This window comes from Bradyrhizobium sp. CIR18, from assembly GCF_014198295.1.
Classification (GTDB): domain Bacteria; phylum Pseudomonadota; class Alphaproteobacteria; order Rhizobiales; family Xanthobacteraceae; genus Bradyrhizobium.
The window spans coordinates 68,077-88,130 of the sequence record NZ_JACIHF010000016.1; the positions used below are offsets into that span (position 1 = coordinate 68,077).

Genomic DNA, 20,054 nt, shown 5'->3' on the forward strand with positions numbered 1-20,054 from the left:
CTATCGGCGACCACGCGGTCGCCAAACGCTGCTGAGTGGATGTAGGAATGTCTTGGTACAGCAAGGTTTTCTGGTCAGAAGGACTGTTTCTGCGGCCGCACCATCTGCAGCAGAACGATCGCTATATTGAACATTTGCTGGAAAAGCGCGTTCGCTACACAACGCCATACCCCTGGGGATTCGCCCAGCTCGAGATCGACAAGGACCTCACCGAACAGAGTAAGTTCGCGGTGCGCAACGCGTCCGGCGTCATGCCGGACGGAACGCCGTTCGACATCCCCGCGGACAGCCCGATTCCGGAAGCGATCGAGGTGCCGGATTCTGCCGCCGGCCAGATCGTCTGGCTGATGATGCCGATCGCAGCGCCAAATACCCGCGAGGTTGATGAGGATCGCACCGACAGCGCCAGTCGCTATGTTCGTACGTCCGAGACCTTCATCGATTCGACCTCGGCGCTGCGCATCGAGGAAGAGATCGACATCGCTTATCCGCGGTTGTCGTTCGAACTGCGCAAGACCAGCAAGCCGGGATACATGGGACTCGGCATCGCGCGCATTCTGGAAGTGCGCGACAAGAACATCCTGTTCGACGACAAGTTCGTGCCGCCGATGCTGGTCTGCGCCGCACATCCCATCATCGACGGCTGGCTCAATCGCATTATCGGCTGGGTCGAGACCAAGCTCGACGAGCTGGCACGTTACGCGGTCGATCCGTCGTCCGGGGGCGGGTTGCAGAGCGTCGACTATCTGGTGCTGCAGGTGCTGAACCGGACCATTCCCGTGCTGACCCATTTCCAGCGTTCGGGCAGCGTTCATCCGGAACGACTGTACGAGGAGCTGTTGAGGTTTGCCGGCGAGCTTGCGACGTTTGCCACACCAGAACGCCGTGCTCGCAACTATCCAGCGTACGATCACGACGATCTCGAGAATATCTTCACACCCCTGGTGAGCGATATCCAGGACTTCCTGAGCGCGCGGCTGGGCCGGCGGGCGATCCGCCTGGAGATCATCGAGCGCGCCCAGAACGCGTTCGTGTCGCCGATCCGCGATCGGGCGCTGTTCCGCAATGCGACCCTGGTGCTGGAGGTCGCCGCACGGCGGCCGCTCGTGGAGATCCAGAACGACTTCCCGCATTTGTTCAAGGTCGGCCCGAACACCAAGATGAACGAGATCGTGCACGCCAACTTGCCAGGGTTGACGCTGGTGCACCTGCCGACCCCGCCGCCGCACATCCGGGCCATCACCGATCACGTCTATTTCTATCTCGATCGCAAGTCGCCGCTATGGCCGGAGTTCAGCACGGCGGCCTCGATCGGGATGCATTTCTCCGGCGACTGGCCGGAGCTCGAGCTGTACCTTTGGGCTATCCTGGAAGACAGGCCATGAGCGACAGGGACAAGCCGGTCAATCCTTTCGGTCGGGGCGAGCGGACGATCATTCGTCCCAATCCCGGCGGGAGGTTGCCGCCGGCGCCCACCGCTCAGCCTCCGGCGGGCGAGGGACCCGCAGCACGCCCAAGCTATTCGCCGTCACCTGTGCCGTCTCCCGGCGCGCCCGCGCCTTCCTCGCCGTCATCCTCTTCTCCCATTCCGCAGCGCCCGAGCTACGCCTCTGCGCCGACCAGCCAGCCGTCCGAGGAATGGATATCGACGCCCGCGCAGGCACCGACGCAGCAGGGGATGCTGGCGCCTGGACCGCCGTTGCGCGTCGACGATCTGGTGGCGCCAAACGCCAATCCGGTGATGCGTGCGGCCGGCCCTTTGCTGCAACTGCTTGGCCGGTTGCGCGTGGCGCTCATGCGTGCCTCATTCGCAAGTCTGATGGAGCAGGTCGCCGACGCGATCAAGTTCTTCGAGAAGGATATCCGTTCGGCAGGGATCTCCGAGCATCAGGCCAACACGGCGAAATACATCCTATGCGCCACCGCCGACGATATCGTGCAGCACATCCCGACCGATGAGCGCCACGTCTGGACGCAATATTCCATGCTGAGCCGATTCTTCGGCGAGCGTGTGGGTGGTGTCCGTTTCTTCGAGATTCTCGACCATTTGAAGGTTGATCCGCTGATCAACTATCCAGTGCTCGAACTGCAGCATGCCTGTCTCGCGCTCGGCTTCCAGGGCATCCACCGTACGTCGGCAGGCGGGCTAGCGAATTTGCAGGTGATCCAGCGCAACCTCTACGAATTGTTGCGCCGGGTCCGTCCCAAGACGGTGAGCGACTTGTCGCCCAACTGGAGGGGGCAGGCGCTGGCCGGTCGCCGGCAGCGTCTCCGCGTTCCGGTCTGGCTGGTGGCCGCCGTGGCCGCCGCGCTATTGACGGGGTCCTATTTCATCCTGCGGACGCTGCTGGCCAGCCGGGCGGAGAACGCTGCCGCAGTCGCTCTGGCGCTGCATCCCAGCGATCCGATCGAGCTCAAGCGCAAGGTCATTGCACCCCCGCCTCCACCACCTCCGCCGCCACCGCCGGACCGTGTTACCCAGCTGCAGCGCATCCGCAATGCGCTCGCCAAGGAGAACACCGCCTGTGCCATGACTGCGGACCAGACCGCGAGCTTTATCGTGATCAGGGTCTGTGACCTCGCGTTGTTCTCGTCAGGCCAGGCCACCATCCTCGACGGCTTCAAGCCGGTTGCGGCCCGCGTCGCAGCAACCCTCGACAAGGAGCCGGGACGAATCCGGGTCGTCGGTCATACCGATAGCTCGCCGATCCGCACAGTGCGCTTCCCTTCGAACTTCGAGCTGTCGGTCGAGCGCGCCAAGGCGGTTGCCGCCGCACTGAAGCCCGGCCTGACCGATGGTTCGCGCGTGGACGTTGAAGGCAAGGGGGCGGACGCGCCGATCGCACCCAATTCGACGCCTGACGGACGCGCCAAGAACCGGCGTGTCGAGATCTTCATCGAACGCAGCGAATAAGCAGGCTCTACGGCTCACGCGGTTTGCGACAGGTACCGATCAATGCTTGCCAAGGATATCATCCGCATCATTCTCTACGGAGTTGGGCTCAGCTCGCTCGGCGCCGTGATCTATTTCGCAGGTCCCTTCATTGCATTCGGCGACTGGCATCCGCTCGAGAACCACATCATCCGCCAGATCGCGATTCTGCTGCTGATCACGGCCGTGGCGGGCGTCGCCGGCTTCAGTTTCTTCAAGCGGCGCAAGAATGCCAAGGAGATCGCCGACGGAATCAGTGCGGCAGATCAGCCAGTCAGCGACGAGCCGGTTCTCAAGGAGCGCATGAAGGATGCGCTCGCCACCCTGAAGACCGCCAGCGGCAACAAATCGAGCTATCTCTATGATCTGCCCTGGTACGTCATCATCGGCCCGCCCGGCGCCGGCAAGACCACTGCGCTGGTCAATTCCGGGCTCAAATTTCCGCTCGCACGCGGGGCGACGCCGGCTGCGGTCGCGGGGGTCGGCGGTACCCGCTATTGCGATTGGTGGTTTACCGAGGAGGCCGTGCTGATCGATACGGCCGGCCGCTATACCACTCAGGATTCCAACGCCAAGGCCGACAAGGAAAGCTGGCTGGCCTTCCTCGACATCCTCAAGAAGAGCCGGTCACGCCAGCCGATCAACGGCGTGCTGGTCGCCATCAGCATCGAGGACGTGCTGACGCTGCCGAAGCAGGAGCTCGCGCTTCACGCCGATGCCATCAGAATGCGCCTGCTCGAGCTGCATCAGAAGCTCAAGGTCAGCTTCCCCGTCTACGCGCTATTTACCAAGACCGATCTCGTTGCCGGCTTCACCGAATATTTCGCCTATGTCGGCGAGGCCGGCCGTCGCCAGGTCTGGGGTGCGACATTCCAAACCGCTGACAAGACCCAGAATCTGGTCGGACAGATACCGGTCGAGTTCGACCGTCTGCTGGAGCGCCTGAGCGAAGAGACACTCGACCGCCTGCAGGACGAGCCGACGCCGCAGCACCGCGTGCAACTGTTCGGCTTCCCGGCACAGATGGCGCGGCTCAAGCCCCAGATCCACGACTTCCTCAACCAGATCTTCGAGCCAACGCGCTACCACGTGAACGCGAACCTGCGCGGATTCTACTTCACCTCGGGTACGCAGCAAGGGACTCCCATCGACCAACTGATCGGGTCGCTGGCGCGTACGTTCGGCGCGGAGGAGGTCGGTTCCGGATCCTATTCAGGGACGGGCAAGAGCTTTTTCCTCGCCGATCTCATTTCCAAGGTCATCATCGGAGAGGCCGACTGGGTCTCGACCGACCGTGCGGCGGTGCGCCGCGCACTGATTCTGAAAACGGCAGCGTTGTCCTTGATCGGTCTGGTCTCGATCGGGCTGATCGCAGGATGGCTGACCAGCTACAAGCGCAATTCCGACTTGATCGCGCAGAGTGTGCAGGCGGACAACGAATATGCATCCGCCGGAGCGCCTCTCATCAAGCAGACGCTGATCGACGATCATGAGCTCGACAAGGTGTTGCCACTGCTCTATCGGCTGCGCAACGCCCCGGCGGGCTACGGATCGCGCAACGAATCGGTGCCCCTGTCGGCCCGTTACGGGCTCAGCCAGCACGCCCGGCTGATGTCGCCCTCCAAGGCGGCCTATCATGCGGCGCTCGAGCGCATGTTCAGGCCACGCCTGCTGTATCGTTTGGAGGAGCAGCTCAACGCGCGGGTCAACGAATCCGCGTTCGTCTACGAGGCGCTGAAGGTCTATCTGATGCTCGGCGGCCTGCAGTCGCCGGACCGCGAGCTGATCCGCTCCTGGATGCAGCGCGACTGGCAGGACAACCTCTATCCCGGCGCAACCAACGCAGAAGGACGGCGCCTGCTCGATGAGAACCTCACGGCGATGTTCGACCTCGAGACGGAGCAGCCCCCGCTTGTCGAGCTGGACGGCCGGCTGATCAAGCAGGCGCAGAATTCGCTAGCGCGCCTGAGCGTGTCGCAGCGCGCCTACGAATTCCTGAAATCCGAGGCTCGCTCATCGACTGCAGGCGACTGGATCGCCGCCCGCCGCGGCGGTCCTGACATGGCGGTCGTGTTCGAAACCACGACGGGGCAGCCTCTGGACGCTGTGCGGGTGCCCCAGTTCTTCACCTATAACGGCTTCCAGCAGAACTTCGTCGCCCGGCTGCCAGGTTTGTCGGAGCGCATGAAGAAGGAACGCTGGGTTCTGGGCGATGCCGGCCAGCAGTCGGCCATCGACCAGCAGTACGACAACCTCGCCGGCGACCTCTTGAACATCTATTCCAACGAGTTTGTCACGACTTGGCGAACCGCGCTGGGCAGCTTGCGTCTGAAGAAACTGCTCGCCGACAAGCCGAAATACGAGGTGCTAAGGGCGGTTTCCGCGCCGACCTCACCGATGCGGCAAATCCTGGAATCGGTGCGTGACGAGACGATGCTGACTAAGGAACGGCCGAAGCCGGCGAACGCTGCGACGAACCCGGCCACGCCTGCTGTGGCCGCGCCGCCACTGTTCACCAACGCCCAGGATGGACCACCCGGGACGACGATCGAAGCGCAGTTCAAACCATATCATGCGGTGCTGGAAGGCGACAGCACCCGCCGGCCGATCGACTCGACCATCGCCAACCTGAACGATATCGCACAGAATCTGACGCTGATCATCGAGAACCCGCAACTGACCGCGCAGGCGACCGCTTCGCTTCAGAGCCAGGTTGCGGCCCTGCGCAACAATGCCTCGCGCATGCCGCCGCCGTTCTCCGACATGCTGCGCGCGACCGCCGCGGAGTTCGAGGGCAGCATTGCCGCCTCGACTGCCGGACAGATCCTGCAGGCGCTGCGCGATCAGGTCACGCCAGTTTGCCAGCAGACGGTGACCAACCGGTATCCGTTCGTCCGCGGCAGCAATCAGGAGGTGCCACTCGCCGACTTCGCCAAGCTTTTCAGTCCGAACGGCGTCATGGACAAATTCTTCACCCAATTCCTGGCGTCTTACGCCGACACTTCGCGATCAGATTGGACGTGGCGGAAGGAGAGTCCCGTCGGCCGATCGTTCTCGCCCGACACGCTGAAGCAGTTCCAGAATGCGGCCTATGTCCGCGACGCCTTCTTCCAGACCGGCGGTGGCGTGCCCGCGGTGTCGTTCGCGATCCGGCCGCCCGGGGCATCCGGACCGGGCGTGACGGTCAAGACCGAGATTGGCGGCACGACGATCACCAGCCCGGTCACGCCGGGCCCGCCCACGGCTTCGTCCATGTTCGGCGGGCCGCAACCTCCGCCACCGCCGCCGCAGCCTCAGAGCAACGCACCGACCACCGTCCTCTGGCCGGGTCCGTCGCCGCGGACGGCAATTTCGGTCAGCAACGATTTCGGGCCGCCATCCGTGCTCGAGCGCATCGGTCCCTGGTCGTTGTTCCGGATGCTGGAGGCTGGATCCTTGGTGGTGAAAGCGGAAACCGCCAGCGCGACTTTCATCGTCGCGGGGCGCGAGCTCAACTATCAGATTTCGACCGGGTCGTTGCGCAATCCCCTCAACCTGTCGGTGCTCCGCGAGTTTCGTTGCCCGACCGGAATATGACCATGCGTTGTGGGCTATTCGGCAAGATCGGCGCAAAGCGTGATTTCATCGCGATCGCCACCCCGCGCAGCTTCCTGGAAGCCTGGGAGCCATGGGTGCAGTCTGCGCTGTCGGCCAGTCGTCATCAGCTTGGCTCGGGCTGGCAGCAGGCGTTCCTGACCGCACCGGTCTGGCGATTCTGGCTTGGCGCCGCCATCTGCGGCACGACGGTGGCGGGGGCAGTGATGCCTTCGCTCGACGGGGTGGGGCGGTATTATCCATTGACGCTGCATGCGGTGTCGGACGAAAGCGCCTTACTGCCGCCGCCGAGCGTCGATCCTCAGGATGAATGGTACGGGCAGGCGGAGGCGTTCCTGCTTTCGACCCTGGATCAAACTTCAACCTTTGAGCAGATATCGGATGCCCTGGATCGTCTCGCGGTGCCGCGACCGCAGGCGCCGATCGCCGAAGCCTCGCAAATGATCGCACTGGGCGCAACAACCGTCGGAGCGGTTTCCGCGGATGACGCATTCACCAAGTCCTTTGCCGCGCTTTCCGCTGCCAGTCCGCAGATCTATGCTGCGGCAAGTTTCTGGTGGACCGCGGGTGGCGAAGGCTTTCCATCAATGGCGCTCGCTTGCCGCGGATTGCCTGATCCATTTCATTATTCCACACTGCTGACCGGCGATCTCGGCCGTACAGCATCCGGGACGGGGTGACGGGCGATGATGCATGTCCCTTCCTTGTTCGATGTCGGTAGCGTCACTCATGCCGGACGGGTGCGGACGCGAAACGAAGATTCGTGCCTGGTCCGGACCGATGTCGGCCTGTGGGCCGTCGCCGACGGTATGGGCGGTCACGAAGCCGGCGATCTCGCCAGCCGCATCGTCGTGCAGTCGCTTAACACGATCGGCTTGCCGGACTCGGCCGCCGACTTGTTGGCGCAGTGCGAGGAGCGGCTGTTCCACGCGAACCGGCAGATCCTGTCGCTCAGCAAGGAGCGGCAGGGCGCCACCGTCGGCACCACGGCGGCGGTTCTGCTCGTGCGCGACGGCTATTATGCCTGCATATGGGCGGGCGACAGCCGGGTCTACCTGGTCAACCGGGGCAGCATCAATCAGGTATCGCATGATCACAGCGAGCTGGAGGAACTGATTGCCGGCGGCGCGGTGTCGCGCGAAGACGTCAAGGACTGGCCGACCAATGCCATTACCCGGGCTGTTGGCGTCGCCGACGATCCGGAGTTCGAGGTCGTGACAGGTCCGGCCGAGCCGGAAGACGTCTTCGTGATCTGCAGCGACGGCTTGACCAAGCATGTGCAGGACGACGAGATCCTGCAGCACGCGACCACGCGGCACTCCCAGGCGGCTTGCGATGACATGCTCGCTTTGGCTCTTGATCGGGGAGGACTCGACAACGTGACGATCGTGGTTGTGCGGCTGCTGGTGCCGCGATCCTCAGAACCGACAAGATCGCCGCTGGATCGGGAGCCGCAACCATGACCGTCAACGATCCATTCCCGTCGGGCTACTGCGGTGTGCTGCCCGGCACCCGCCTCAACGGCATATACGAGATCGAAGCGGTGATCGGCGCGGGCGGCATGGGTGAGGTCTACAAGTGCCGTGAAATCCAGACCGGATCGCCGGTTGCGGTGAAAATGCTGCTGCCCGACATGGTCGACAACGAGGCCGCGCTCGCGCTGTTCCGGCGGGAGGCAGCGGCGCTTCACAATCTCCCGCACGACGCGATCGTTCGCTACTTCCTGTTCACCGTGGAGCCCGTGCTGCAGCGACCGTATCTCGCGATGGAGTTCGTGAACGGCCGTTCGCTCTCGAACATGCTCGACGAAGGGCCATTGACTTTCGAGGCGCTGGTCAGGCTGATGCAGCGCGTTGCATCGGGGCTGGAGGCCGCCCACGAGCACGGCATCATCCATCGCGACGTTTCCCCGGACAACATCATCGTGCCGCTCGACGATGTGAGACGCGCCAAGATCATCGATTTCGGTATCGCCCGATCGACCCAGATGGGCGACAAGACCATCATCGGCTCGGGCTTCGCCGGCAAGGACAACTACGCGTCTCCGGAACAGGTCGGCCTGTACGGCAACGAGATCACGGCGAAGTCCGACGTCTACAGCTTCGGCCTCGTGCTGTTCCATGCGCTGACCGGACAGAAGCTCGACATGGGCGGAAGCCAGTTTCAACTGGTGGAGAAGCGCCGACGTGTGCCCGATCTCGGTGCGATAGACATGCGCATCAGGCCTTTGCTGGAGCGGATGCTGCAGCCCGATCCGGCGTTGCGTGCGACCATGGCGGAGGTCGCCAAATGGACGCCGACAGGTCCGCCTCAGACATCCACCGCGTCGCTGTCCGGCTTCGATCCGCTGGCGCCGCCGGAAAGCGCGGCGCCGGCCTGGCAGGACAGGGCGCCCTCAACCGCGCAGAAGAGGCCGCGCAGTCTCTGGCTCTATGCTAGCGCAGCCGCGGTGCTGCTCATGTTGGGCGGGGGTGGATATGCCTTCTATAAGCTGGTCTGGTCGGCGCCTGGCGTGGCGGGCTTGCCGCCGCCTCCGAAACTCGCGGGGACAATGTCGCCGCCGAAAGTCGAGCCCTCCGCACCACAGCCCGGCGGTCGGGAGCCGGTGAAGTTGTCACCACCGCCGGCGGTAACGCCCACTCCGCCAGCCGAGGGGCAGGGACGAGCCGAGCGCATCCGCAAATATGTAACTCAATATTCCGGCGGCGATTGCTTCTTCATTTTGCCGGTTGCGGTCAGTCAAACCGCCGCCGTGATCGAGGGCTTCGGCGCCTCGACGGCCCCGTTCGATACGTTCGACAAGGCATTTCGGCGGGACCAGGGATTTGAGGCTTCGGTCGGCGTCAGGCAGGTGACCCAGGCCCAGTGCCCGGCCGTCAAGTTCTTGAGCCAGGTGGGAAGCGATCAGGTGCGAGTACCGCGCGTCACCCTGTCAGCGACGGAACTGAAGGCTGGCGAAACTCTCAACGGTACCATCGAAAACTTCGCCAATCGTGTGGTGGAATTGCTCGTGGTATCGGATGGCGGTGAGGTGCAAAGCCTGTCTTACCTTCTGAAGCCGGGTATTGACTCGCTGTCGTTTTCGCTCCCGGTCCCGCGCGCGAGCGGTCCGCAACTGATCTTGGCCGTAGCGACTCCGCAGGTTCTGGACTCGTTGCGCCAGCCGCGACCGACGGCTGCCGACACGTTCTTCCTGCAGGCGCTGAGTGACGCCCAGCGCAACCACGTGACGATCACCGCAGCCGCCCGCTACGTGATGCTTACGAACTGATCGGCGCTCAGAATTTTCCAATCACCAGGATCTTCAGGTCGGTATCCGGCTTGAAATCGCTTGCCGTATATTCAGGCGTGATTCCGGTCGGGGACGCCTTGAGCCGGCCCTGGCAGAAGCTGACCATGCGGTCGCTGCCACCTGGGTCGATGGTCAGCTTGAACGCCCGGATCGGCCCGGCCCAATTCGCGCCGGTCTTGAGCACGTATGAAATGCGCCGCTCCTGCAGCTTAGCGGTGTTGGCCGTGCCGTCGCCGGCGCGCCTGTCAAGCTCGGCAAGGAACCCGTCCGTGACGCAATAATCCTTCCGGTAACGCGCGACTTCCGGGCCGAGTGCGTTGCTGCGGCGCAGGCCCAGGCGCAGTATGGTGTCAGCACTGGAGCCGACGCTCGGCCGATACTGGTGTTCGACGACAACGGTGCGCGAGGGCGGAAACACCTGCTGCCGCACGGCAGACGTCCTGGTGACCCAGCTTGGAGCATATTGCTGACGGCCGTTGTCGCTCATTCCGGCAGGCATCAATAGTCCCTCGTCCACAAGTCGGGTTCGGATTGCTGCCGGGAGGTCGGTCACGCGGATCTCGCGGCTGCCAATGGGCAACAGCGGCAGCTTGAGCTGGCGGAGCAGTGCGCTGACATCCTTGTCGCCAATCATGGCGCGCTGATCAATCGTCAGCGGCGCTGGGCTGCCGTCGATCCTGGTCTCGAAGTCGACGAAGTTCACCGGGTCGTTCGACGGCAGCGCAATGTTATCGGCCTCCGACAGGTCGATGTCGGGCAGCGGAAAGGCCACAGTTAGCGTAACCGGCTTGTTGGTGACGTTGGCGAACTGATAGCGAACGATGATCCTGTCGAGTGCGATACGCAGGTCCTCGCTCTCCATGGCCACATCGCGGGTGCGAACCAACTGGAGCCCTCCGATCGACAATTCGGCGGCCGAGTCGTTGGCCTGTGCCGGCCAGTTGGTCGCAACCAACAGCGCGACCATCAAGGCTCGGACCCGCAACGACGCGCGGGGCAGCGGTCCATTCAGCATGCTCGTCTCCATACGGCGTCGCAACATGTGCCGGTCCGCCCGGCAATGAATCAGTCGAGGGCCCGGTAAAGATCGCCCCATTCGGGCTTCCAGACGCCGTCCGGATCGCACACCACGATCGCGAGCTTCACGTCATTGGCCAGCCGGATCGCGCCGCGAAAGGCGTCCTGGGCCGGCAATGGGGCGCTGACTTGGTCATTGGACAGCCGCCCGCCGCTGCTGGCAGCCGGCATCACAACCGATCCGGTGGCGCCGTCAATGTCGCGTTTCAGGACCAGCGTAATGGCGTCGGGCTGGATCTCGTTGACCTGCTCAAATCTATTTTTGGCCATGGTTTTTGCACCGCAAGCTGAAGACAATGGACTATCACCGTCCGGTGATAGAATTGAACGCGATTGAGATTGCTCACCACTAATTGACGCGCCGCATCAACGGCATCTCGGATTAGTCGATCTGGCGCGACAATCGGTTCGGGCACATCGAGGCGAACATGTTTCGTCCAACGAGTTGGATCTGGGTCTTCATCGCCGGTGCGAGCATTTTCGCCACCGGGACGCACGCCGAGGACACCGTCGTGCGGAGCTTTTCGGGCGGCTCGGCTGCCTCCATGGTCGGCATCGTCCCGGCCGGAGAGGACGTGGAACTGGCAGGCCCGCAGGCGCTCAGTGCCGACGGGCGGGGCAACCTGTTCGTGCTCGATCAGGTCAACGGACGCATTCTCCAGTTCGACCCCAAGCAACCGAATTCCGATCCTGACGTCCTCAAGATGCCGAGGGATGTCCAGCCGACCGATCTCGTCGTTCATAACGGCGACATCATGGTTTGGGACGGCGGCGTCCGCACGTTGAAGGCGGCGCCAGACCAGTCCACGCGCGGGCTCGGTGGCGACGAAATCCAACTTGAGGAAGTCTCGAGCCGCGGCACGGACGACCAGGTCGCCATCTCCGCCTTCGCCCAGATGGGATCGCAGCCACCCGGCAGCGCGACCGCGCTGCTCGACCAGAACACCCGCGCGGCCGTCATCAAAACGGGCCGGCAGCCCGACCGGCAGTACGTCGCCTCCCGCAGCAAGGGCTCGGTCATCGCCGATATCATCCCGGACAGGGGCAATTCCAGCGTGCGGATCGAGATCCAGACCATGGTTACCAACGAGAGCATTGGCGCACTCGGCCTGCGCGTGCGTGACCAGCTCGGTACGGTCGAGTTCCTCGAGATCGACAATAGCGATCGCTTCTATGTGTTGGCCGAAGACATTCCGCCGTCGGGAAAGGACGCATCCACTTTCGTCGTGCGCTATGCCGCCAACGGCCGGCTCGAGGGAATCTACGAGTTGCCTCTCGAGAACACCCCGCTGACGAGGCGGTTCGTCACGGTCTCGGGTGACGGCGACGTCTATTTCCTGCGAACCAAGCCAAACGGTGTCGATGTGGTTGGCGTCGGCTTCCGCCCCCTGCGCAACCCGTCGTTGATCGACGCACGGCCGTCGCGGACGGCAACCGCGCAGCCGTACAACAATAGCAAGTTCAATGCGACAGCGGCGGTACGGCCGTCAAATCGCCAGCAGGCGATCGAGACCGCGTTTGCGTTCGAGGGTGTGCAGTGGAAGCTAACGCAGGCGAACTATGGCAACGATCCGGACAGCCAGTGCAGCGGATTCAATCGCATTCGTCGCCCATGGTACCTTCAGGGCAAGGTAAACCAGGAGGTGCGCGGCGTACCTTATTGCTGGGGCTGTCACGGCTCGCTCGCAAACTTCCGGCAGCGCATCGAGAGCGGCACGTTGGCCGGGAATGTCTGCACCCGCAACGCGCCGCGGCCGGATGTGGCGGGCGTCGACTGCTCGGCGTTCGTCAGCGCCACGTGGGGACTCTCGGTCCACTACACGACCGCCGCCATTCCCGCGATCGCTGCGCCCGTGACGAACCCCTGGGCGTTGAAGCCCGGCGATGCACTCAACAAGCCCGGCTCCCATGTGATGTTGTTCCTGCGGTTCACGCCGGATCGCAAGGCGGAGGTGATGGAATCCTCGACCGGCGGCTGCAACGGACGCGTTTGCCGCAATATCTATCCGTTGGCGAGCCTGCTTGCGCGCGGCTACAATCCGGTTCGCTTTCGTGCCTTCGCCGATGACCAGACAACGGTTTCGGCTGACGCCTACCAGGACTCCGATGCGCCGACGAGCCGCAAATCGGCCGCTGCGAAAACCGCGACCAAGAGGCGATGAACCATGTGTGTCACTGGCGCTACAGATGGGTAGGGAATGCTGTTCGCAGGCTGGATCGGGGACGTTCGGACGAGGATGTCGCCGCCACGTCCGGCCGGCGCGGTTCGGGAACCGGCTTGCATGACATCGAGGTGGATCACGATGCGAAGGCCCAGAGGATTTGAGTACTGGATCTGCTGCGCTGCCGCCATCGCGCTTGCTGCGGTGATCGGTCTGCCGCTGCAGCGCGCCCAGGCAGCGGAAGCACTGTCGATCAGCAATCCGGATGGGGCGGCCGTGCGCGCGCTCGTGATCGGAATCGACGATTACCAGCACGTCCGCAAGCTGAAGGGCGCAGTCGCTGACGCTGGAGATCTCGTGTCCAGCCTGAAGAGGATGGGAGTTAGCGATGTCGTCGAGTTGACTAATGCCCAAGCGAACAGGGCGAGCGTCTTTCGTGAAATCAGTGCATTGGTGACGCGCACAAAGAACAACGACCTCGTCTTCCTGTCGATCGCCGGCCACGGCACGCAGGAGCCTGAGCGCGTCAAGGGCTCGGAGCCCGATGGGATGGAGAACGTGTTCCTGCTGCCCGGCTTCGAAACCACGCCAAAGGGGTCCGTCGAGCGCATTCTGGGGAGCGAGTTCAACCATTTCATCCGGCAGTTCGAGCTGCGCGGCGCGAAGGTGATCTTCGTTGCGGATACCTGCCATGGCGGCGGAATGGTGCGCGATATCGACCCGCGGGCTGCGGAGATGAGCTTCCGGCAGGTGCCGCGCTACACGTTGCTTGTCGATGAATTGAAGCCGTTATCGGACAGCAACGATCCGAAGTCCGAGCTCGATCTGGACCACACGGCGTTCCTCGCCGCTGTTGATCGCTACACCAAGGCGCCCGAAGTACGGATTCCCGGGATCGATGGGCTGCGCGGGGCTCTCAGCTACGCGGTGGCGCGGGCGGTGGAGGGCGGCGCGGACATCAATCGCGATGGCAAGGTGACGCTAAAGGAACTCTTTGCCAATGTCCGGCAGGTGGTCTATCAGCTCTCGGACCAGCGCCAGAACATCGTGACCATATCGTCACCGGCGCAGGCGCCGGAGACCGCCGTCGCCTTCGAGCTGACGCGAGGCGTGGTGCTGATTCAGGGGCCGGCCGCGAGGACGGCCTCCAGTCAGGCTGCTGATGGACAGGCGGCTGCCCCGCCGGCTGCGACGAAGGCGCCGGCGCTGCCGACGCTGACCGCTGCACCCAATACGGTTGCACCCCTCGCCGCTCCGACTGCTGCAGCCCCGACCGTCGCTGCACCGGCGCCCCTCCGTCTCACGGCACCGATCCGTCTGGCGGCGCTCGACGGCAAGATGAACTATTTCGCCGGCGTGACGCCGAAGGACGCCACCGTGCAGGCCGTTCAGCCGACGGACAATCCCGACCTGATCTGGGACCCCGTCTCTCATGACGTGATCGCCTGGGGCGATGTCGTCGCCTTTGGGATGGACGTAGCCAATTTGCCGACGGTCGTGGATCGCACCGCGGCAATGCGCGAGCTCAAGCGAATGGCGACCCGATCGCCGCAGATCATGCGTATTTGGCCGGATGATCGACAGCAGCGCGCTGGTCAGACCATCGAAGTCGAACTGTCCGACGTCGCTTCAAGGGCATTGCTGCTGTTCAATGTATCCGGCGACGGTACCATCCAGATGTTGTACCCGGTGGGTAAAGACGCGGCAGTGGCCAAATCGTCGAACTTGCGGCTGCCACTCCGGGTGGGTGAGCCGTTCGGTGCCGAGCAGATCGTTGCTGTAACCTCGCAGCGGCGCATGGTCGATCTCGAGACCGTCCTGATTCAGCTCAATCGGCGACGCGCCTCAGGGCAGTTGATCAAGAACCTCGAGCGCTACCTGCCTGCGGACGCGCGGATCGCCTCGATCGGCTTTTTCAGCGCTCCCTGACACTTGTTTGGGGGAGCCATGTGGCGATCGGAGCTGATCCGCCGTAAACGAGTATGCTTCGCGTTCGCCCTGCTGCTGGCGGGAAGCGGGGCCGCGCCCGCGGCGCCGCTGTGGCCGGAATCTCTACATGCGAGCCTGGCGAGCGCACCATGGTTTTGGCACATCCAGGCGACGCGCGGACAGTCCAGCGCCGCACAGAGCAATGCTGCAAGTGTGTCCCTTGAGATCCTGCCCAGCCTGACCGTCAACGTTGGAGGCAAGGTGTCATTCGGCGTGACTGCGAAGAAGGCAGGCTATCTCATTCTGGTGGATGTCGATGCGGACGGACGGATGTCCCAGATCTTTCCGACTCCCGAATTGTTGGAACAGTCGGACGGCCGCGACATCAATCTCGTCAAGCCAGGCGTGCAATTTGTTGTGCCGACCCCGTCAGGGCGGCAACGTGGCTTTGAATATGTCGTCGCGCCGCCGACCGGCTCGGCCCTCATGGTTGCGATCCTGAGTGAACGGCGCGTGCAATTACTCGATTTGCCGGATCTCCCGCGCAAACTACAGAATCAAGCCGATACGTTGAGCTACCTGTCGGCGTGGACCAGGGAGCTGCGTGTCCCGGACGGCGGCAGCGGAAAACTGGTGCCGAGCAATTGGTCGTTCGACGTCAAATCCTATTCCATCAAGTGAGCCGCGGCTGTGGTCTGTCTCAGAATTTGAACCCGAGCGTGAGCGTGCCGGCTGCTTCCATCTTGCCGTCGGCCGAGCAGCTCCCGTTGAGCGCAATCTTGACACGTCCGAACTTCGCGATGTCGACGCTGACTCCAACGCGGGAAAAGTCGTTTGGCGAGCTCGGGATGGTGAAATTGACGTTGTCGAGCGCCCAGAAGGGCAGTTTGCCCTGCAGGTTGGTCTTCCAGAGCAACTCGACGAAGATGTGCCGCAGCGCGTCAGGGTCGACGATGATGGTGCCTTTGCTGTCCGTGACTACGAAGCCCATCTCGTCGATATGGACGTTGCAGATCCGGTTCGACACGGCACAGTGCACCGAGGTGAGATCCGGCAGGTTCTGTGAATCGCCGAACCGCCCGGAAGTCTTGGGATCCATCGCTGGTCCGGTACGCGGATCTGGTGTTGCGACCGGTCTTTCCTCGGGAAATGTCTGCCAGATTTGCCGAAAACCGATGCCGTCGGTGGCCAGGAATGAGGCCATGCCGAAGAAATGACCGCGGCCGGATCTCTCTCCGCGAAAAAAGACATTGTTGCCGGCGGGATATTTCAGGTTCGTTAGCGCATCGAGAAGACGGTTGTGATCCTTGGCGACGAAATTGATGCCATCGAGCACGAGCCGCCCCGCCTCCAGGTGCGAGCCGATGTGATCGTCGAGATCGATGCCTAGACCCTCCACCCGCCGGTGGATCTTCCTGAATACGTCGGTATCTCTCGCGGTGACCACCCGGGCCCGTCGCAGGGCGTCGAGACGTCGCTCCTCGTCTTTCTCCAGGATGTAAATCCGACAGAGCCCGGGCCGGTCGATCGCAATGTCGAGATGCACGTGCGGAGCCTTGCCCGTCTGCGTGAAGCCGACGCTCTTGACGCCGGCCTGCAGCCACGGATCGTAGCCCGGCATGTTGATCTGGTCGGAGCCTAGCCGCGGTGCCTTGCCGGCGGCATCGAGCAGTTGCCGCCAGTTGTCGCACATGAAATCGAAGCCAAGCGGATTCCAGTACGGCACGAGGTCGCGGATCTTGTAGAATCCGTAAAGCTGAATGCCGGCTTCGCGCAGCTTCAGCGCGACCTTGTTCACGTCCGCCCGCATCGCGGCGCGGTCCTGAGCCGAGTTGCCGGCTCTCGGCGCGGTGTTCGGATCGAAAGGTGGTTCCGTCATGTCCTGTATCTCCTCGCATCATCACAGCCAAGGTTAAGCAGCGAGCCGGTGACTGGCGAATTCGTGCCCGCCGAAGGGGCCTTTGCGACGCTACAGCCTACTCAGGCGGCTGTAGAAACCGCCGCGGGCAATCATGTAGTGAATGTCCTTCGGAAAGGGGAAAGCGCCGCGAACGTTGGCAATCGCCTGTTTGAGGAATTCTCCATTGCGCGACGCCGGCTTGTGGCCCAGTGGAGGTTTGTCGACGACCTGAGGGATCATGAAGCGGTCGACGAAGGCCGGATCCAGATCATTGACCCTGACCATCTGCCCAAAGGCCGGAAATGAATCATAGTGACCCACGCTCACAGTGAGGTTTTTGAGAGCAGGGCGCTGTGACGTAGGGCGATTGCCGTCGAGCGTTGCGAGTCCGCGTCCGACCAGGTCCAGCTTCACCGATTGCGAAAGGGTGGTCGGGCCATAGACAATTTCGAGCACGCAGGTGCTCTGGCCCGACAGCCATTGGTACCAGAACGTGGCGTCATCCGGTTGCGCTTTGGCGCCGTAGAGGCAATCAAATCCCCAGCAGGCCGACAGGTTCGGCTGATACTTTCCCAGGCTTCCGACCAGGTTGCGCATGCCGCTCCCGCCGCCGGAATGGCAGGCGATGATGAGCTTGCCGATCTGGAGCTGGGGTATGCTCCGGGTGCCGTTGACGGTGCTGGCGACAGGCGCCACGAACTTGGCAAGAGCCCCGAGGATCTCGTCCAGATAGCGTTCGCCCCATTTGGCAGAAGCCAGATCCTTCACGCTGTAGTTCCCGGCAAAGGTGTCACCGACGGCATATTCGTAGCCCAGGAATGGCGCGATAAGCACGACATCCTTCCCCGAATCCCGGACCTGTTCGCGCAGACGCGCAGGATCGTTCCGGAACAGGTATTCATGATCCCTGACATAGAAACCGTGTAGCCAGATTACGACATCGAACTTGGTGGCGGCGGTTGCGTGCTTCAGTGGAAGATAGACCGCCGTCGGCCTCATGCCGGGCGCCTGCCGTTTCGTGAAGAGCGTCACACCTGGAAAGGTGCCGAGATCTTTCTGCTCCAGCTCGCAGGTTGTCACTCAGGTCACTCCTTCGGACACCTCTTTTGCTTGGCGCTAGTTGCAGACCTCGACATTTCCGGTGTTGCCGCCGGGACCTCCACCGCCCCGGTATTCGAGGCGGCAGCCACGATTGACCTGACGGCAAAGATGCTGATCACAATAGATGCCACTGCTGCCCTTGGCAGTCGCCTGTCGCCGTGGCGCGGGGGCCTCCGCAGCCGGTGTGAACCTCTCGCGGGCCGGGCGATCCGCGCGGGCTGGGCGCTCGCCTGTATTGCGGTTTGCAACAGGCTTCCTGCCGCGCCGCTTCTCGCATTCATTGTCGTCATTGAGGAACGAGCCCTCGGCGCAGGTGATCCTGCTGCACTGGTCGCCATTAGCCTTGTAGCCGCGTTCACAGATCAGCGGACAGACCCGCGACGATTTGAGCTTGATTGCGTCAAGTGCATCGAGACTCGCAAGCTTCGCGTCGAACTTGGTTCCCGCGTGACGGTTGAAGAGCGAGAGTGAGCGCTGCGAAGCGGCATTCCATTCGCCATCGACGGCACTGGTGAAGCATCCGACGCGGCTCAATTCGCTCTGTACCGACCTGGCGAGATCGGCCTGAGGGATATCGGCCCTGGCCGGATCGGCCTGCTGCGGCCCGGCGCTCAGAGCGGCGACCTTCGTGTCTGTGTCACTCTGAGCGGCCACAGCGGCTGGAGGCGGAGTCACCGTGGTGGAATTCTCGATGGCGGCCTTGTTCCGAGTGAGCGCGGTGCTGATCGATCCCTCGGACGTGGTTCGCTTCCGCTCGGCATCGGCCGCTTGCTCTTGCGCCGCGAGTTTTGTTCGTTCGGCCGCAATGCGGGCGTCCTCCGCAGCCTTCAGATCAGCGGCCGCCTTTTCCTGCTGTGCGCGCAGGGCGCCTTCGGAGGCAAGCCGGGCCTGCTGCTGTTGGGCTTGGCGCGCCTTTTCGGTCGCCGCAACCCGTGCCTCCTCCGCCTCGATCTGGTTGAGCTGAAGTTTGGCGAGACTTGCGTAATATCCGTCTGGATGCTGGGTCAGGAATACGCCGAGAGCGGCCTTATTGTTGAGCTGCAGCGCCAGTTCGTAGTCACGGCGAACCTCCGACTGGGGGTTGGCCGCCGCGGGCGTGGGCTCCACGGCCTTTGGAGCAGGCACGAGCGCAACGTCCTCCCCGCCCAACGATCCGTAGACGTAAGGCTCCTGCCGGTTGCCCGTGGCTTGCAAGACGTCGTCGCGGATGAACCCAAAGGCCCTGCGCAGGTCGAGGCCCGGCTTTGCGATATACTTGACCAGTGCGGCCGCGTACGGGCTGTTCTGGCTGTTGCCGTCGAGCGCCGTCAACCCTGCCTTCGCGGCGAAGGCGATCAACGTATTGGAGACCGTTGGCTCGACCCTGGCGAGCCCGCGGCTGATCGATCGCGAGGCGACCGTTCGCTTCATCGTGTCGGCAAAAGGATTGTTGCGGCACGCGTCGACGATCACGACCCGTAGCTGCCTTGCAGGCTCGATCGCCAGCAAGACACGGTCGAGCGAGAACGCCTCGTCGTAGATGTCCGTATCACGTTCAAGCCTGGCATCGGTTGGGATCAGATAGTTCGTGCCATCGATCTCGATCCCGTGGCCCGCGTAGTAGACGAGTGCGATGTCGGCGTCGCGCGCCTGATCTGCAAAGTCCCTCAGGGCTCGCTTCATGTCCATCGCTGCGAGGTTGAGCCTCGAGTCGACCACGTCAAACCCTGCGGCTCTCAACGTCCCAGCGATGGCGCCGGCGTCGTTGGCCGGGTTGGGAAGCAGGGGAGCGTTTTGATATGTGGCATTGCCAAGCACCAGCGCCACGCGCTTTGTCGCGGAAGCGGGCTGAGCAGTCAGGAACAGCGAGGCAGCAAGAAGAAGAGCGTACAGCTTGATCTGCGTGTAATTGCTCATGGCGCGACGTCCAACATCAGCCGAAGAATGGTAGCATCAAACAAGTTGGCATAGCCGCGCAGAATGCTGACTAAACTCATAGCTCCTGGCGACCGCCTGGTTCCGTGCAGGTAACAGTCTCGAGCCCGATCCATTACTGATGTTGGTCGCGTATTCCAGTGAACGCGTTCA

14 protein-coding genes are annotated in these 20,054 nt (G+C 63.0%); 9 read left to right on the top strand and 5 right to left on the bottom strand.

Annotation, left to right across the window (positions count from 1 at the left end):
- Positions 1-47 precede the first annotated feature (47 nt).
- From tssK to GGD65_RS33520, 6 genes are read left to right on the top strand one after another with little or no spacing between them, the layout of a single operon-like run.
- The gene (tssK, locus tag GGD65_RS33495; RefSeq protein ID WP_026201979.1) at positions 48-1,385 is read left to right on the top strand and encodes a type VI secretion system baseplate subunit TssK; all 1,338 of its coding nucleotides are present in this window, start codon (positions 48-50) and stop codon (positions 1,383-1,385) included.
- The gene (tssL, locus tag GGD65_RS33500; protein ID WP_183238030.1) at positions 1,382-2,914 is read left to right on the top strand and encodes a type VI secretion system protein TssL, long form; all 1,533 of its coding nucleotides are present in this window, start codon (positions 1,382-1,384) and stop codon (positions 2,912-2,914) included. The genes tssK and tssL overlap by 4 nt, the downstream gene beginning before the upstream one ends.
- Before the next feature lie 42 nt (positions 2,915-2,956).
- Entirely contained in the window at positions 2,957-6,508 is a 3,552-nt protein-coding gene (gene tssM / locus GGD65_RS33505) for a type VI secretion system membrane subunit TssM (RefSeq protein ID WP_183238031.1), read from the top strand.
- A complete protein-coding gene (gene tagF, locus GGD65_RS33510) occupies positions 6,505-7,206 on the top strand; it encodes a type VI secretion system-associated protein TagF (protein WP_183238082.1) in 702 nt (233 codons plus the stop codon). Before tssM ends, tagF begins: the two co-directional genes overlap by 4 nt.
- A gap of 6 nt (positions 7,207-7,212) precedes the next feature.
- A complete protein-coding gene (locus GGD65_RS33515) occupies positions 7,213-7,989 on the top strand; it encodes a PP2C family serine/threonine-protein phosphatase (protein ID WP_183238032.1) in 777 nt (258 codons plus the stop codon).
- Complete coding sequence (locus tag GGD65_RS33520) at positions 7,986-9,797, top strand: serine/threonine-protein kinase (RefSeq protein ID WP_183238033.1); 1,812 nt, start codon at positions 7,986-7,988, stop codon at positions 9,795-9,797. The genes GGD65_RS33515 and GGD65_RS33520 overlap by 4 nt, the downstream gene beginning before the upstream one ends.
- Positions 9,798-9,804: 7 nt before the next feature.
- On the opposite strand, the gene GGD65_RS33525 is transcribed toward GGD65_RS33520, so the two are convergent.
- Positions 9,805-10,785 carry a DUF4424 domain-containing protein gene (locus GGD65_RS33525; protein ID WP_183238083.1) on the bottom strand — a complete coding sequence of 327 codons (981 nt, stop codon included), beginning with the start codon at positions 10,783-10,785 and terminating at the stop codon, positions 9,805-9,807.
- Between the two features lie 98 nt (positions 10,786-10,883).
- Positions 10,884-11,192, bottom strand: coding sequence for a hypothetical protein (locus GGD65_RS33530; RefSeq protein ID WP_245283197.1), 309 nt, complete (start codon positions 11,190-11,192; stop codon positions 10,884-10,886).
- Positions 11,193-11,323: 131 nt separating this feature from the next.
- Between GGD65_RS33530 and GGD65_RS33535 the strand changes: the two genes are divergently transcribed.
- From GGD65_RS33535 to GGD65_RS33545, 3 genes are all read left to right on the top strand, one after another.
- Positions 11,324-13,057 carry a hypothetical protein gene (locus GGD65_RS33535; RefSeq protein WP_183238034.1) on the top strand — a complete coding sequence of 578 codons (1,734 nt, stop codon included), beginning with the start codon at positions 11,324-11,326 and terminating at the stop codon, positions 13,055-13,057.
- Positions 13,058-13,198: 141 nt separating this feature from the next.
- Positions 13,199-14,986, top strand: a complete 1,788-nt coding sequence (locus tag GGD65_RS33540) for a caspase family protein (protein ID WP_183238035.1) — start codon at positions 13,199-13,201, stop codon at positions 14,984-14,986.
- Positions 14,987-15,004: 18 nt separating this feature from the next.
- A complete protein-coding gene (locus GGD65_RS33545; RefSeq protein WP_018318162.1) occupies positions 15,005-15,667 on the top strand; it encodes a DUF4384 domain-containing protein in 663 nt (220 codons plus the stop codon).
- 19 nt (positions 15,668-15,686) lie between these two features.
- Here the strand turns inward: GGD65_RS33545 and GGD65_RS33550 are convergent, their stop codons facing one another.
- The 3 genes from GGD65_RS33550 to GGD65_RS33560 form a co-directional block, all read right to left on the bottom strand.
- Positions 15,687-16,865: a hypothetical protein gene (locus tag GGD65_RS33550; RefSeq protein WP_018318161.1), complete on the bottom strand. Its 1,179-nt coding sequence runs from the start codon at positions 16,863-16,865 to the stop codon at positions 15,687-15,689.
- 90 nt (positions 16,866-16,955) lie between these two features.
- Positions 16,956-17,966 (bottom strand): hypothetical protein, encoded by a 1,011-nt coding sequence (locus GGD65_RS33555; protein WP_018318160.1) that lies wholly within the window; start codon positions 17,964-17,966, stop codon positions 16,956-16,958.
- 36 nt (positions 17,967-18,002) lie between these two features.
- Positions 18,003-19,883, bottom strand: coding sequence for a caspase family protein (locus GGD65_RS33560; protein ID WP_018318159.1), 1,881 nt, complete (start codon positions 19,881-19,883; stop codon positions 18,003-18,005).
- Positions 19,884-20,054 lie beyond the last annotated feature (171 nt).

What these genes read in the sequence shown, in the direction of transcription:
- GGD65_RS33515 (WP_183238032.1), top strand. Translation starts at nt 7,213, where the DNA reads ATGATGCATGTCCCTTCCTTGTTCGATGTCGGTAGCGTCACTCATGCC.
- GGD65_RS33550 (WP_018318161.1), bottom strand. Translation starts at nt 16,865, where the DNA reads ATGACGGAACCACCTTTCGATCCGAACACCGCGCCGAGAGCCGGCAAC.
- GGD65_RS33520 (WP_183238033.1), top strand. Translation starts at nt 7,986, where the DNA reads ATGACCGTCAACGATCCATTCCCGTCGGGCTACTGCGGTGTGCTGCCC.
- GGD65_RS33535 (WP_183238034.1), top strand. Translation starts at nt 11,324, where the DNA reads ATGTTTCGTCCAACGAGTTGGATCTGGGTCTTCATCGCCGGTGCGAGC.
- GGD65_RS33540 (WP_183238035.1), top strand. Translation starts at nt 13,199, where the DNA reads ATGCGAAGGCCCAGAGGATTTGAGTACTGGATCTGCTGCGCTGCCGCC.
- tssK (WP_026201979.1), top strand. Translation starts at nt 48, where the DNA reads ATGTCTTGGTACAGCAAGGTTTTCTGGTCAGAAGGACTGTTTCTGCGG.
- tssM (WP_183238031.1), top strand. Translation starts at nt 2,957, where the DNA reads ATGCTTGCCAAGGATATCATCCGCATCATTCTCTACGGAGTTGGGCTC.
- GGD65_RS33560 (WP_018318159.1), bottom strand. Translation starts at nt 19,883, where the DNA reads ATGAGCAATTACACGCAGATCAAGCTGTACGCTCTTCTTCTTGCTGCC.
- GGD65_RS33545 (WP_018318162.1), top strand. Translation starts at nt 15,005, where the DNA reads ATGTGGCGATCGGAGCTGATCCGCCGTAAACGAGTATGCTTCGCGTTC.
- tagF (WP_183238082.1), top strand. Translation starts at nt 6,505, where the DNA reads ATGACCATGCGTTGTGGGCTATTCGGCAAGATCGGCGCAAAGCGTGAT.
- GGD65_RS33525 (WP_183238083.1), bottom strand. Translation starts at nt 10,785, where the DNA reads ATGGTCGCGCTGTTGGTTGCGACCAACTGGCCGGCACAGGCCAACGAC.
- tssL (WP_183238030.1), top strand. Translation starts at nt 1,382, where the DNA reads ATGAGCGACAGGGACAAGCCGGTCAATCCTTTCGGTCGGGGCGAGCGG.